The 13,840-nt window shown below is 63.6% G+C and carries 16 protein-coding genes; 7 read left to right on the top strand and 9 right to left on the bottom strand.

Translation table 11 applies throughout. The annotated features are described in order from the left end of the window. Positions 1-103: 103 nt before the first annotated feature. Positions 104-1,942 (top strand): Na+/H+ antiporter NhaA, encoded by a 1,839-nt coding sequence (nhaA, locus tag ACFJGT_RS08715; protein WP_377847910.1) that lies wholly within the window; start codon positions 104-106, stop codon positions 1,940-1,942. 158 nt (positions 1,943-2,100) lie between these two features. On the opposite strand, the gene ACFJGT_RS08710 is transcribed toward nhaA, so the two are convergent. The 5 genes from ACFJGT_RS08710 to ACFJGT_RS08690 form a co-directional block, all read right to left on the bottom strand. Then, entirely contained in the window at positions 2,101-3,054 is a 954-nt protein-coding gene (locus ACFJGT_RS08710) for an ABC transporter permease (RefSeq protein WP_377847908.1), read from the bottom strand. Then, positions 3,051-4,004, bottom strand: coding sequence for an ABC transporter permease (locus ACFJGT_RS08705; protein ID WP_377847905.1), 954 nt, complete (start codon positions 4,002-4,004; stop codon positions 3,051-3,053). The genes ACFJGT_RS08710 and ACFJGT_RS08705 overlap by 4 nt, the downstream gene beginning before the upstream one ends. A 106-nt stretch (positions 4,005-4,110) precedes the next feature. Beyond that, positions 4,111-5,784 (bottom strand): peptide ABC transporter substrate-binding protein, encoded by a 1,674-nt coding sequence (locus ACFJGT_RS08700; RefSeq protein WP_377847903.1) that lies wholly within the window; start codon positions 5,782-5,784, stop codon positions 4,111-4,113. A gap of 257 nt (positions 5,785-6,041) precedes the next feature. Continuing rightward, complete coding sequence (locus tag ACFJGT_RS08695; RefSeq protein ID WP_377847901.1) at positions 6,042-7,109, bottom strand: alpha/beta hydrolase family esterase; 1,068 nt, start codon at positions 7,107-7,109, stop codon at positions 6,042-6,044. Positions 7,110-7,162: 53 nt separating this feature from the next. Then, the gene (locus ACFJGT_RS08690; RefSeq protein ID WP_377847898.1) at positions 7,163-7,555 is read right to left on the bottom strand and encodes a CopG family transcriptional regulator; all 393 of its coding nucleotides are present in this window, start codon (positions 7,553-7,555) and stop codon (positions 7,163-7,165) included. 213 nt (positions 7,556-7,768) lie between these two features. On the opposite strand from ACFJGT_RS08690, the gene ACFJGT_RS08685 reads away from it, so the two are divergent. Further along, entirely contained in the window at positions 7,769-8,707 is a 939-nt protein-coding gene (locus ACFJGT_RS08685) for a sensor histidine kinase (protein ID WP_377847896.1), read from the top strand. On the opposite strand, the gene ACFJGT_RS08680 is transcribed toward ACFJGT_RS08685, so the two are convergent. Next, a complete protein-coding gene (locus ACFJGT_RS08680; protein WP_377847892.1) occupies positions 8,708-9,199 on the bottom strand; it encodes a response regulator in 492 nt (163 codons plus the stop codon). It lies immediately after the preceding gene. A gap of 585 nt (positions 9,200-9,784) precedes the next feature. On the opposite strand from ACFJGT_RS08680, the gene ACFJGT_RS08675 reads away from it, so the two are divergent. From ACFJGT_RS08675 to ACFJGT_RS08660, 4 genes are all read left to right on the top strand, one after another. Beyond that, a complete protein-coding gene (locus tag ACFJGT_RS08675; protein ID WP_377847889.1) occupies positions 9,785-9,910 on the top strand; it encodes a hypothetical protein in 126 nt (41 codons plus the stop codon). Beyond that, positions 9,907-10,206: a hypothetical protein gene (locus ACFJGT_RS08670; RefSeq protein WP_377847886.1), complete on the top strand. Its 300-nt coding sequence runs from the start codon at positions 9,907-9,909 to the stop codon at positions 10,204-10,206. The genes ACFJGT_RS08675 and ACFJGT_RS08670 overlap by 4 nt, the downstream gene beginning before the upstream one ends. Further along, positions 10,203-10,472 carry a DUF1488 family protein gene (locus tag ACFJGT_RS08665; protein WP_377847883.1) on the top strand — a complete coding sequence of 90 codons (270 nt, stop codon included), beginning with the start codon at positions 10,203-10,205 and terminating at the stop codon, positions 10,470-10,472. Before ACFJGT_RS08670 ends, ACFJGT_RS08665 begins: the two co-directional genes overlap by 4 nt. 669 nt (positions 10,473-11,141) lie before the next feature. After that, complete coding sequence (locus tag ACFJGT_RS08660; protein ID WP_377847880.1) at positions 11,142-11,411, top strand: hypothetical protein; 270 nt, start codon at positions 11,142-11,144, stop codon at positions 11,409-11,411. A gap of 104 nt (positions 11,412-11,515) precedes the next feature. Here ACFJGT_RS08660 and ACFJGT_RS08655 read toward each other — a convergent pair whose 3' ends face one another. The 3 genes from ACFJGT_RS08655 to ACFJGT_RS08645 form a co-directional block, all read right to left on the bottom strand. After that, on the bottom strand, positions 11,516-12,349 hold the full coding sequence (locus ACFJGT_RS08655; protein ID WP_377847877.1) for a transglutaminase family protein: 834 nt from the start codon (positions 12,347-12,349) through the stop codon (positions 11,516-11,518). Between the two features lie 64 nt (positions 12,350-12,413). Beyond that, complete coding sequence (locus tag ACFJGT_RS08650) at positions 12,414-12,653, bottom strand: hypothetical protein (RefSeq protein ID WP_377847875.1); 240 nt, start codon at positions 12,651-12,653, stop codon at positions 12,414-12,416. A 202-nt stretch (positions 12,654-12,855) separates the two neighbouring features. Further along, a complete protein-coding gene (locus tag ACFJGT_RS08645; protein ID WP_047576572.1) occupies positions 12,856-13,065 on the bottom strand; it encodes a cold-shock protein in 210 nt (69 codons plus the stop codon). 514 nt (positions 13,066-13,579) lie between these two features. On the opposite strand from ACFJGT_RS08645, the gene ACFJGT_RS08640 reads away from it, so the two are divergent. Beyond that, the gene (locus ACFJGT_RS08640) at positions 13,580-13,801 is read left to right on the top strand and encodes a hypothetical protein (protein WP_377847872.1); all 222 of its coding nucleotides are present in this window, start codon (positions 13,580-13,582) and stop codon (positions 13,799-13,801) included. The last annotated feature ends 39 nt before the right edge of the window (positions 13,802-13,840 follow it).

The following is a 13,840-nucleotide window of genomic DNA, read 5'->3' as shown; positions in this document are numbered from 1 at the left end:
ACGCATCTCCCCGGTTGTGGCTACCATGGGCGTGACTGGCTTATCCGGATGGCCGAACCTGCATGGTGCGCGCCGCTGGCGTCGATGGAGAGGAAAGACAGGGATGTCGCAGGCCGCGATCGCCAACCATCTCGACCGCTCCGTCGACGATACCGCCGATCACGTTCTCGGCTCCGGCCGCGCGCAGATCACGCTGGTCGAATATGGCAGCTATGCCTGCCCCTATTGCCGTGCCGCCAATGAACGAATCGCCGAAGTCCGCGACCAGCTCGGCGAGCGCCTGCGCTACGTCTTCCGCCATCGCCCCTTGACCGGCAGCGACATCGCGCTGCGCGCCGCCGCCCTCGTCGAACGTGCAGCGACCGCCGAGCAGTTCTGGGACGCGCATGTCAAGCTGATGACGCGCTCCCAGGTACTGACCGAGGAGGATCTCGAGGCGGTCGCGCGCGATCTCGGCCTCGCCACCATCGCACCCGAGCGAGACGCAACAGAGGCGCAACGGGCCGCGGCGCGCGTCGAAGCCGACATCGCCAGCTCCCATGCCAGCGGCGTGCGCTTCACGCCGACCTTCTTCATCAACGATCGGCGCTATGACGGTCCCTGGGACGAGAGCTCCTTCCTCGATGCGATGCTGGGGACGCTCGGCCACCGCTTCCGGGCGGCCGCCCTCGATTTCGCCAGTTGGGGGCCCTCGGCCGGCATCCTGCTCCTGCTCGCGACGATCCTCGCCATCGCGCTGACGAATTCGCCGCTGGGGCCGGGCTTCGATGCCTTCTGGCATCGCGAGCTGGCGCTGTCCTTCGGCGAAGCCCGCTTTGGCATGTCGCTCCAACACTGGGTCAATGACGGCCTGCTGACGATCTTCTTCCTGGTCGTCGGACTGGAGATCAAGCGCGAGTTCACCGTCGGCCATCTCGCCGGCCGGCGCTCCGCGGCGCTGCCGATTGCCGGCGCGATCGGCGGCATGGTCGTACCGGCGGCGCTCTACATGCTCGTCCTTCCGGGCGGCCCCTGGTCGCATGGCTGGGGCGTGCCGATGGCGACCGACACCGCCTTCGCCATCGCGATCATCGTCATGATGGGCTCGCGGGTGCCGATCGAGCTGCGCATCTTCCTCACCGCCGCGGCCATCGTCGACGATATCGGGGCGATCATCGTGGTGGCGCTGTTCTATTCGGGCAAGCTCCAGCTCGGCTATCTGCTGGCCGCGCTGGTCCTGACCGGTGGACTTGCGGCGCTCAACCGCGCGCATATCTATCGCGTCGCTCCCTATGCGCTGATCGGCATCGCGCTGTGGGTCTGCGTCCATGCCGGCGGGCTGCACGCGACGCTGGCGGGCGTCGTCCTGGCGCTGTTCATCCCGACCCGCCCGCCCGCCAATCTCGCCGCGCTCACCGCCCAGGCCAATTCGATCATGCTTGCGGAAGCGGCCCATGGCGCCGAGGTCCTGCGGCATGGCCCCTCGACCCCGGCGCTGCGCGCGCTCGACGCGATCCATGACCGCCTCGAATCGCCGGCCGATCGCCTGCTCCGGCATGCCGGCGCCCGCTCGAGCTATCTGGTTCTGCCACTCTTCGCGCTCGCCAATGCCGGCGTCGTCATCGCGCCCGATGTCCTCGAAGGCCGCGGGATGCTGCTGCTCGCGATCGTGGCGGGGCTCGTGCTCGGCAAGCCGCTCGGCATGCTGGGCTTGACCGCGCTGGCCGTCCGCCTCGGCATCGCGGTCAAGCCAGCGGAGTATTCCTGGCTGCAGCTCGCCGGCGCGAGCGCGCTCGCCGGTATCGGCTTCACGATGTCGCTCTTCATCGCCGGCCAGGCCTTTGCCGATCCCGGCGACTTCGCCGCCGCCAAGATCGCGGTCTTTGCCGCCTCGATCGGTGCCGCCCTGCTAGGAGCCGCCATGCTCTGGAGCGCGGCGAAGGCCCCCGGCACCGATCGTTAGGCCGGCCCGCGGACGGATTCCGGGAGCGAGATCGAGCTTCCTGCGCGTCCATTTGCGGACAGGGCTTCCGTCGAGGGAGCGGCGTATCGAGACCGGGGCCGGGCCGGCCAATCACCCCGGCAAGGGCAGCGGATCGGCCGGCCGTGAGATCGCCCGGGCTATTTCTCCGAACGCGGATCGAAGGCGTGCTGCATGGCGTCGCCGAGGAAATTGACCGCGATCACCGTGATGAAGATCAGGAGCCCCGGATAGATCGCCAACGCCGGCGCAGTCGTCACCAGCTCCTGGGCATTGTTGAGCATGTTGCCCCAGCTCGGCGTCGGCGGCACGATGCCGAAGCCGAGAAAGCTCAGCACCGACTCGAACAGGATGACGCGCCCAACGGTCAGCGTGAAGGCCACGATGATCGGCGTGATCGTGTTGGGCAGGATGTGCCGCGCCATGATGTAGAGCGCGTTCGCGCCGCTGCCGCGCGACGCGCTGACATAGTCGCGCTCCTTGACCGAGAGGGTGGCGGCCCGGACGATCCGGGCGATCGCCGTCCAGTCGACCAGGGCGATGATCAGGATGATCCGCCAGAAGGCGACCGATTGCGAATGGGCGGACTCGGTGGAAAAGCCGAGCTTGGTCAGATCGACCGCGCCGAGCACGATCAGCAGCGGCAGCAGCGGCAGGGCGATCATGCCGTCGGTCAGCCGCATCAGGGCATTGTCGAGACGGCCGCCGTAATAGCCTGCGAGCAGGCCGAGCGAGACCCCGAAGACGCCACCGATGAGGGTGGCCAGCAGCCCGACCAGGAGCGAAACCTGGCCGCCATACATCAGCCTTGCCAGCACGTCGCGCCCGGCATCGTCGGTCCCCAGCCAATGCTCGGCCGAGATCGGCTGGTAGCGCTTGAACAGGTCGGTCTGCGTCGCGTCGATGCCGCGCCAGGCTTCCAGCGGCCCCGCCATCAGGCAGAACGCGACCAGCAAGGCGAGCACGACGAGGCTCGCGACGCCGGTGCGGTGCCCGCGGAAGCGGCGCCAGCGCAGCGCCCAGATCGATTGCGTATCGGCCACACGCGGCTGGTCGTGTCCGCCTTGCGCCACGGGCGTGTCCAGAGTGCTCATTCCAGTCGAATCCGCGGGTCGAGGGCGACATAGGCCAGATCGGCCAGGAGATTGGCCATCAGCGTCGTGAACGTCGCGAACAGCAATCCGATCAGAGCGAGATTGAAGTCGTTGGACAGGATGGAGTCGTAGATCATCTTGCCCATGCCCATCTGCGCGAACATCGTCTCGGTGACCAGGGCACCGGAGAACAGCGATCCGAAGCTCAGAGCCATGATCGTCACGAACGGCACCATGGCGTTGCGCAGCGCGTGAATCAGGATGATGCGCCAGCTGCCGACCCCTTTCGCGCGTGCCGTCCGCACGAAATCCATCTGCAGCGTCTCGATCATCGCAGCGCGGACATAGCGGGTGAACTGGCCGGTATTGGCCAGCGTCAGCGCCAGGACCGGCAGCGTGAGATGCCGCACCTGATCCCAGAAGCCGAAATTGCCGACCTGCCCCATGCCGCTCGCCGGCAGCCATTGCAGCCCGACCGCGAAGGTCAGGATCAGCACCAGGGCGAGCCAGAAGATCGGCACCGAGATCCCGGCGAAGGCGAACAGGCTGACGAAGCCGTCGACCCAGCCGCCGGGCTTCAGCGCCGAGGCGATGCCCAGGATCAAGGACAGGATCACACTGAGCGTGAAGCTCGCCAGCATGAGCTTGCAGGTTTGCAGCAGGGCCGGAGTCAGGACCTCCAGCACGGGCCGCGCATGCGTGCGCGAAAAGCCGAAATCGCCGCTCAGCACCGCCATCAGCCAACGCGCATAGCGAACCATGAGCGGCTGATCGAGCCCATAGATCGCCCGGAGATTGGCCATGACCTCCGGCGTCATGCCGGGCTGGCTCGCCGCCATGATGTCGACGGGGTCGCCGGGCATCAGGCCCATCAGCCCGTAGACCACGAACGACATCACCAGCAGCACGACGAAGGTCTGCAGCAGCCGGCGGGTGATGAAGGACGCCATCAACCCAACTCCCTATGGCGGCGCGCTCCCGCGCGCCGCAGCGTGAGGCCTTGCCCGTTCAGCGGCCGCATCGTCGCGGCCGAGCCCGGGCTCGCAACGGGTCCGATCACTCGGAACGCCAGTTCTCGCTGAACATCGAGACGTAATGACCGTGCCCGGTCGGCTCGTAACCCTTCAGCCATTTCGGGTAGACATGCGCCTCCGAGCGGAAGAACAGCGGGATGACCGGCAGTTCCTGGGCATAGATCTTCTGCATCTCGGCCCAGAGCGCCTTGCTCTCCTCCGGATCGAGCGCCGATTCGGACTTGGTGATGAGCTCGTCCATGCGCGGATTGGAGAAGTTGATGTAGTTGGCGCCGCCCCAGGCATTGGCCTCGGTCGGGATGTTGTCGCTCGCCAGCGTCCGGCGCGGCGATTCCGTCACGCTGCTCGACCAGGCGTACATCGCCAGCCCGCCGTAGCTGCGCTTCTTCATGGTCTCGCCGAAGAAGGTCCGGGCCGGCTCGTTCTTGATGCGGACCTCGATGCAGGCGGCCTTCCAGTTGTTCTGCAGCACGGCCTGCTGCAATTCGCGCAGGCGATTGCCCGCGGTCGTGCCGAACTCAATCGACAGGCGCGTTCCGGCGGCGTCGCGGCAGATGCCGTCCGGCCCGGGCTTCCAGCCGGCTTCCGCCAGGATCGCCTTGGCCTTGGCCAGATCATAGGGGTAGTGCAGCGTGTCCTTGGTGAAATTCGCATTGAGCGGATTGACCCAGGTGTCGGCCACCGGCTGCAGGCCCTGGAACAGGCGGTCGGTCAGCGTCTTGCGATCGGCCGAGTAGATCAGGGCCTGCCGCACCCGCACATCCTTGAGAAGCGGATTGCCGTTCTGCAGGTCGATATGCTCGTAGTTCAGGCTCGGCTTGAACAGGTACTCGAAGCGATCGGGATGCTGCTTGCGCAGCTCCAGGACCTGATCGATCGAGAGCCCGACGCCCTCGCCGCCGATCATGTCGACATCGCCCGACAGGAGATTGGCCTGCAGGGCCGCGGTGTTCTCGATCAGCTTGAGGACGATACGCTTGAAGCCGGGCTTGGTGCCGGCCCAATAGGGATTGGGCTCGAGCACGACCTGCGATCCGGAAGTGTAACCGGTGACCATATAAGGGCCGTTATACAGGCCCGGCGTGGTCGGGTTGCGCGCATAGGTCGTCTGCTTGATGTAGTCGCCCGCCTCCTTGGCCTTCTCGTAGACCGGCCCCTCGATATGCTCCGGCAGAATCTGGTCCCACTCGCTATAGGACGACAAGACCTTGTCGAGGGTGAGCACAGCCGTGGTCGCGTCGATCACGTCGAGCTTGACGGCCCGCGTCCAGGGCTGGGGATTGGAGAAGCCGGTTTTGGGATCGCGCCCGATGCGCCAGGTGAATTCCAGGTCCTTGGTCGTGACCGGCTTGCCGTCGGCCCATTTCAGATCGGGCTTCAGCTTGATCGTGACCTCCATGCCCTTGCCGCCATTGGGCAGGTCGATGATCTTGGCCGTGCCGTTCTTCACGCTGGGAAGCTCGACGCAGCTCAGGCAGGTGTTCTTCCAGTCCTTGTCGAAGGCCGTGATGTTGCGGATGACGAAGCCCAGCGTATAGGCCTTGATCACTTCGGCATCGATGTTGGGGTGGAGCGTCGAGGGGAATTGCGCGACGCCGATGGTCAACTGATCCTTGGCCGCCTGCGCCTGCGCCGGCGCGGCCGTCATCATCAAGCCCGCAACGCCCAGTGCGGCCAATGTCGTCCTGAAAATCATGAAATCACCTCCGGCGTCATTCGAGGGTTCACCATGTCGCCGAGCAGCGACACTGGACCTCACCTGCCGGCTTTGCGAGACCGGCTGCTGACGCGAGACTATTGCGATCGCTTCACCCAGCGCAATCGTCGATCGGAACGCAATCCAACGCCAGCCTCTCTATCGACAGCAGATTGGCATGCGCCGTCGACAGAGCTGGAGCGGGACGCAGCGCAAGGCTTTCTGCGCGCGCACTTTCCGAATCGCGCAAGACCCTCTCAGGCCTCGAGGAAAAAGCGGACCATCTCGCGCGAGGCATCGGGGCCCGTCGCATCGGTATAGCTTCCGCCGCGGTCACCTCCCGACCAGGCATGGCTGCCGCCATGGATCAGCCAGTGCTCGGCGCGTGCAGGAGCATCGCCATGCCCGATCAGCGACCGGGTTACGCGTTTGCCGTTGATCACCGCATCGGTCTGAAACTCTGCAGGCTTCCCTTGCGCGGATCCCGCGAGATCGAAAACGGCCCTGCCGTTCGATGGGTGAACCGTGGCATCGGCGGTCCCGTGGAAAATGATCTTCCTGACGGGCGAACGGCCTTGTGCCGTCACTTTCGCATTTCCCTTCATCGCGGCGAATGCGGACATGACGTCCCGAGCCGCGCCATGAGGCAGGCCGGAATGGATGCCGGCCGCGGAGAAGACGTCGGGATAGGCCGAGGCCAGGACATCGGCCATCGCTCCGCCCGCCGACAGGCCGGCGACGAAGACCCGCTTGCGGTCGATCTTGAATTCCGAAGCCAGTTCCTGGGCGAGCCCGGCCAGAACGGCCGGTTCGCCAGCGCCACGCTGCTGATGGCGAGGGTCGAACCAGTTCCAGCAACCCTGCGCGTTGGCCGATTTCGGCTGCGAAGGGTAAGCGACGATCAGCCCGAACTCGTCGGCCAATGCGTTCATCCGGGTGCCGCGTGCGAAATCATCCGGGTTTTGCGTGCAGCCATGGAGCATCATCACCAGCGCGAGTTCACGGCCGGCATGATCGGACGGCACGTAGAGCTTGTAGGCCACCGAGCCTGCGGCCGATTGGAACCGGTGTGCCCGGACGTTTTCACCGTCCCGCGCATCGTCCGTGACGGTGTCGCCATGGCCCGGCGCGTGGACGAAGCTCGCCTGCTCCTGCCGAAGCTTTTGCAGGATCGCCCGGAGACCGCGCGCCGGCGGTGCTTCGGGATTGTCACCGCTTCGTGCGCCGCCGTCCGGGGCAGCCGAGGGCATGGACCCGCGTCCGGCGAGAGCCTGCTGTATCGCCGCCGTTGCGCCCGTGATGTCGGATGTTCGCAGGCGGTTCATGGCTTCGCCGATGGCGGCGTGAAAACGCGGATTCATGGCGAAGGTCCTTTGGGTCATGTCAATCGATCGGCCAGGGCGGCCTTGATCTCGGGGGATGCGTGCAGCGCCCCGAGGATGGTGAGGGAGGCGATGGCCTGCCGCGCCAGGTCCGGGGAGACGTCGCCATCGATCACGGCCAGGCCGAGGACTCGGATCTCGAGCTGCTCCCCGGCTGCGACCACGGCTTCGAGATCCCGCCGCGTGAAGGTCCGCAATCCCAGTTCGAGCGCCAGGCGCGTCGTCGCCTTCGCGGCGACATCGGAATGGGTCGCAAGCTGGCTGCGGATCGCGGTACGGATGAAGTCCGAGCGGTTGGAATAAAAGCCGTCGCGGACCAGCAGGTCGATGCGGCCGAGATCCACGAAACCGAGGTTGAGCGTCAGTTTCTCGCTGTCAGGCGTTTTCATGGCAGATCTATATACCATCCATCTGGATGGTATATGGATGTTTCAACATGGATATCAAGGGCTGCTCCCCGGCGCCTGACCGGGCTGGGGCATCAAAAGACAGAGACAGGCGCCTGGCCGTGTGGCAGCACATGACATAACCAGGAACATTCCCTGGACGGGAACGAAATCGGGGACATTTTGCCCACGCCGGAACTTCGCGATTCCCGCTTCATGCGCAGCCTGCTGGCGGCGTCGGACGATTGCATCAAGGTCATCGACCTCGACGGCAAGCTGTCCTTCATGAGCGAAGGCGGCCAGCGCATCATGGAAGTCAGCGACTTCAACGCCATCAAGGGCTGTCCCTGGCCGGATTTCTGGGCTGACCAGGGCAACGCCGAAGCCAAATTCGCGATCGAGGAAGCGCGGGCCGGCCGCAGCTACCGCTTCCAGGGCGCGGCCGATACGGCCGCCGGCAATCCGCGGTTCTGGGACGTCCAGGTCGGCCCGATCCTGGGCCCGGACGGCAAGCCCGAGGCGATCCTGTCCGTGTCGCGCGATATCACGGCGATCAAGGAGGCCGAACAGCGCCATCGTCTGCTCGCGCTTGAACTCAAGCACCGGATGAAGAACACCGTCGCCATGATTCAGGCGATCGCCAATCAGACGATCCGTGGCGGCCCCGAGATCGACGCAATCAAGGAAGCCTTCACGGCCAGGTTGGGTACGATGGCCTCGGCGCAGGACATCCTGACCCAGACAGTCTGGGCCAGGGCAAACCTGGCTTACCTCGTCCAGGAGTCGTTGAAGGGGCAAAGCGACCTGTCGCGTTTCCGGATCAATGGTCCCGCAGTCGAGCTGTCGTCGAAGACCGCGCTGGCAATGGCGCTTGCGCTGCATGAACTGGCGACCAACGCTGCAAAATATGGCGCGCTCAGCCGAGATGGCGGGCGCATCGACATAACCTGGTCCGTTGTCGAGGGGCAGTTCGCATTCGAGTGGCGCGAGAGCGGCGGCCCACTTGTCGAGCCCCCTACCCGTCGCGGCTTCGGATCGCGCATGATCGAGCGCGCCTTGGCGGGATATTTCAGCGGCGCCGCCACCGTGGACTATCAGCCGGCCGGCGTGGTCTTTTCGCTTCGCGGCCCCATCGACGCACTCATTGCCGACTGATCAGTCCTTCGGCCGGAACGCTGCGATGACTTCGGCTGGCCGGTATGGCTTCCTGATGTAACGAACATTCTCGGGCAGGTCGCCTTCGCGAGGCATCACGCGCCCGCTCGCGACCACGAGGAGGATGGGCGGCCAGCCCAATCGCACAGCGTGCGCCAGCTTCATGCCATCCATGGAGCCCGGCATTTCGATGTCGGTGAACACGATCGCAATGTCGTTGCGGGCTCTGAGGATGTCGATGGCTTCGTCGGCATGGGCCGCCTCGACAACCTCGAAGCCGGCATCCTCGATGAAGCCTGCAGCGTCCATCCGGAGCAGCGGCTCGTCTTCGACGATCAGGACGACCAGCTTCGACATGATATGCTTTCGACAGTGACCCTCAGCCAACTGCTGACGCCAACTCTTGTTGCATCGGATTGTGAAGAATTGCGCAACTTGCTCTCGGCGCGGGTTACGTTTGGAATCTGGACCCTGCCCCGGCAGGTCGAGCACCGTGCTTTTCAGCGGATCTCGGCTTCGTCCGTCTCGAATTCCCTGACGAAATACGCATTGGATCCTGAGAGCACCAACCAGGATCGCGGCCCGAAGGCGGCCGGCTGAAGGCAAAGCGGCTCCGTGAGGAAGCCGATGGGCGCGCGGGCGCCGCGCAATTCCGCCGACATATCGACGGTGAAGCCGCTTCCGCTCGTTGCGCGGCAGCGTCACATCGGAACCATGCCATGCGCTTGGGTGGCGTTGGCCAGAAGCGGAGTCCAGCGCCCTCCCGTGAGCGGGGCATACGCATTCCGGGACGGCGTCTTCAGCCGGTGCCTATCCCGCCCGCGTCGGCGGTCCTCGACCTCGATCATCGGATAAATTGAGGTAAAAAGTGAGGGATGCTTCGATCATTCAATCGATCAATTGTTCTGGAATTTCAGCGTTAGACGCTAGGGCTGAAATAATATCAAAATAAACCACTTCCTTGTCTTGCAAGATAATACCTAGCCTATTACATTAGAGGGACTTCGAAATGAATCGATATTTTACTTTGCAACATTTGCGCGAAGCGCCCCGATCTGGGCTAAACGGAGCCCGGCCATGACAAGCATTTCCAGCAACTGGTTCATTTATCGCGTTTGGGCGGCCGATCGCTATCTGGCTTGGTTCGCGCATGGCTGCCTCATCGCCGCATTCGCGCTGGCCTTCGCACTCGTCTGGAAATGATGTCTCCCATTGATCCCCATCTGGAAAAGGCTCGGCTTGCAGCAGCGGGCTATGCTCCGGCGCCAGAGGCATCTGCACTGATCTATGGATTGATCGGCATGGCGCTCTTCAGTGTCGGCATGTGGGGAGCAGGTCTGTTTTATGATTTGCCTTTGATGCCTCACGTGTCGGTGGTCGTTGCGGGCTCGCTGATCGCGTTTCCGGTCGGGATTTGGCTGCGGAAGACGCGGAAGAGGCGCCATGTCGATGCCTGTCAGGTTGAGCTGGCGCGTCTTGGCGGAGGGCGCAGATCATGAGTATCGACTTTCCCAACACGATCCGGCGTTACGAACCTGTCCGCGGTTGCGTGAGCTTCTGGGGTTCCGAGGCATCACTGGAAGTCATGTTCCAGATCGAGCTTGATGTTCTGCGGAATTTAAGCCCCGCTATCATCGATGGAAGCGAGAGTTCGTTCCTCGTCGCATTCGACCTCAATCGACCAGCGATATTGGGGGCCGCTCGCGCTGCCTATTCAAAGAAGCGCGGGAGCTATCATCGGCTGTCGACCCGCGACTTCAACTAACAATGGCCGAAGGCTACCGGCTGCATGTGGAGGACTGGTGCTGGTGACGGGGACGTTTCGCCCTGCCTCACGTGGCGACATCGCTTCGTGCAGCCGTCGTCAATCGCGGGAGCGCGAAAACATCATGAGCGAACGGCGAGAACTCTATCGCAGTCCCGCGGGCGACTGCTGGTTTCTGGGGCGGGAGCCGACGAGCGGCGCAGCCTTCGTGATCCATCAACCGAACGGCCCGGGAGGCGGCCAGCTGTCGCATATGGAGCTGGGGGCCTTCCTCGTCTCCGGAAAGGCGGATCGTCCCGAGCAACGGGCCTTGCTCCGTCTAATCGGGACGCTCGTGGACGTACCTCCATATGCAGATCGGGAATGACGTCGGGATACGGGCTCAGCAGGTCGAGATCCATTAGCCGGCCCGGTCCGACGGACGCCCCCTTGAGCTTGCCCATAACGATGATCACTGGACCCTATGGCTCGCTGAATTTGCGACCGATGAAGCGGCCCTGGCCGAGTTCACCGCTCAGATGGCCAAATCCGGGCTACGCAGCGCGATTGCGGGCACAGCTCTCCGTATTCCGACCATCAATTGACGGGCGGAGGTTCCGCATATGGGCGTGGCCGAAGGATTTTAAGCTCGCTCTCGGCTCCAGAGGGCATCAAATCAAGGAGCGAGATATGTCGCATCACTTCAAGGTCGGGGACCGAGTCAGCCTCGCATTCGGCTTTCACGACCAGATGGCCACTGGCACCTATGCCGTGACCCGGCTTTTGCCCACACGCATGGACGGCGAACCTCAGTATCGCGTGAAGGGAAGCGATGACCGCGAACGAGTCATAGGAGAAGGGCAGATCGTGCTGCCTGGAAAAACCAGCACGTTCGGGCGCAGGAAAAGCGCCCACAATCCGATCACCGACGCCTTGAATCACATAACCAGCAAGACGTGAGAAATACCGCTAACGGATGCGCGGCGGTTTTCAGCCGCCTCCGATCAGCGACGATCTATGAGCCGTGACGTGGCCATGCACCTTCGAAACGTCGATCCGTAGCCCTAGGTGACCTTTGGGGCGACCTCTTCGGTTATCACCTCGAAGCGGTTCAGCAGGTGCGGGCCGAAGGTATGGACCATCGGGATGTCGGCCGCGTCGCGCCCGCGCGCCACGAGGATGCGACCGATGCGCGGCACGTTGTGGCGCGCATCGAAAGTCCACCAGGTTCCGCCGAGATAAGCCTCGAACCAGGCGTTGTAATCCATGGGCGCCGGATCGGGAGGAACCCCGATGTCGCCGAGGAAGCCGTTGCAGTAGCGCGCCGGAATGTTCATCGCCCGGCACAATGCGATGGCCAGATGCGTGAAGTCGCGGCAGACGCCGACCCGCTCGCTCATAGCCTGAGCGGCGGTTCTCGTGTTGCGCGCGCACTGATAGTCGAAACGAATCTGCGCGTTCACGTAGTTGCAGATCTGCTGGACCCTGTTCCAGCCCGGCGCGAAACCGCCGAACAGAGCCCAGGCCGTGGCCGACAATTCGTCGACCTCGCAATATCGGCTCGGCAGCATGTATTCGATCATGCCGGGCGGCAGATCGGCGGGCCAGGTCTCCGCGGCCGCATGGTCGAACTGATCGGGCAGACCGGAATCCCGCACCACCATGTCGTTGGTGAAGATCGCGCCGCCAGCCGGAATGACGAGCCTGCGGCAGAGATTGCCGAAGCCGTCCGTATACTCCTCCACGGGCAACTCGCCTCCGTCCGCGATCGAGACGGCCCGCGGGTTTGGGGCACTCACGAAATCCGCCTGTCGGCTCCGATGCGGGTCGAGGAGCAGGATGCCCGGAACAGCCTGGATTGTACCGATCTCGATCCGGTAGCCGATGCGAATGTCCATGGATGCCTTCTCACCTGAATGGGTGAGACCGCAACACGCAGCCGCCAAGCCGGGTTCCGGCGGACTATGCCGAGATTTTAGACACCTTCGGGCGCTTCGCTTTGAGCGGCGGCGATGCGAGAGCCAGGGCCTGGTCTTGCGCCTCCTTGGCGAGCCGAAGACCGCGCAGGCGGGCCGTGTTCTCAGCGCGCTGCTGGATAATGTTCTCCATCTCCGAGTTCATTCGCCCTTTCGACAGCGACTTGGTCTGAAGATTGAGAAACTGATTGTCGGCAGTCATCCGCTGCTTGGATTGTTGAAGCATGTCGTTCTCCCTTGAGTTGTGTTCGAGCACTGGCGCGAGCGGATGCTATGTGCATCCTGCCGGCCGTTTCGTGTCGGCCCGGTCGGGGCCGCTGATCGCGGGCGATCTCAAAAGCAAAAAAGGCCGAGCATGGGCCCGGCCTTTCCTATGGCTATGGTCAAGGCGCCAGTACATCCGTGGTCGCCGATGACACATGGCCTGATTACGCAGCCTGGAGCTGCTCCGCGGCCATCTTGCCGGACTTGTTGTCGCGAGCGACCTCAAACCCGATCTTCTGGCCCTCGCGGAGATCCCGCATGCCGGCTCGCTCGACGGCGGAGACGTGGACGAACACGTCCTGACCGCCATCGTCGGGCTGGATGAAGCCGAAGCCCTTGGTGGAATTAAACCATTTCACGGTGCCGGTGGTCATGGAAAACCCTCCTTCTGGCAAACACTGTCGCTCCCCGACAGGATGTCGGGCGAGTTCAGAACGATTTTGAGAGGGGGGATCAACGATGCCGCGCCCAGGGCGCGGTAAAACAAAAACCAACCAAGCAATCTCGATGCGCTTATATCTAGATGATGACTTTCAAAAACGCAAGAAAATTCTTTCGAGCTTATTGGAAATTACGAAATCACTGCTGTTTTATTTTCCAGACGGCGTTCCACGCAGGACCTGGCTGATGCAAAGGCTGATCGCAGACGACGCATGCAACGCCACAAGCTTTCGACATCGATCCCGGTTGAAAACCCCGCCGCCACTCCGGCGAGACCGGAAACCCGCTCGGGCAGCGCAGGCTCGTCCCAGGCCCTCTACAGCTTGGACAGTCGCGTGGGTGAGCGCCGGACCGCTCTCGGAACAGAACCGCCTTAAGTTTTGATATTGCCGGCGGGTTCCCGCTTCGTAACATTTCCGACGAACGAAACCCCTTGGAGGAAGGAGCATGCCGTTCTCGTCGTTGCGTGATCCCGTTGACCTCGCCCGGGCGCAGGCGGCCCTGGAGGCCGCGTGGAACGAAGTCAGATCGACCATTCCCGATACGGTTTATGAGCGGGAGAGAGCCAGGCTGGCCTACATCGTGGCTGCGCTGGTGGCGATCGCCGAAGATGAAGATGACCTGGCTCGACGAGCCGTCGCACGATACCGACAATCGGCTGTTACATGAAGACGACGGAGCCGCTCGCGCAGCCTCGCCCATGGGAGG

Origin of the sequence: Allobosea sp. UC22_33, from assembly GCF_042700715.1 — a bacterium.
GTDB lineage: Bacteria > Pseudomonadota > Alphaproteobacteria > Rhizobiales > Beijerinckiaceae > Allobosea.
This window is presented reverse-complemented; position numbering and strand designations above follow the sequence as displayed.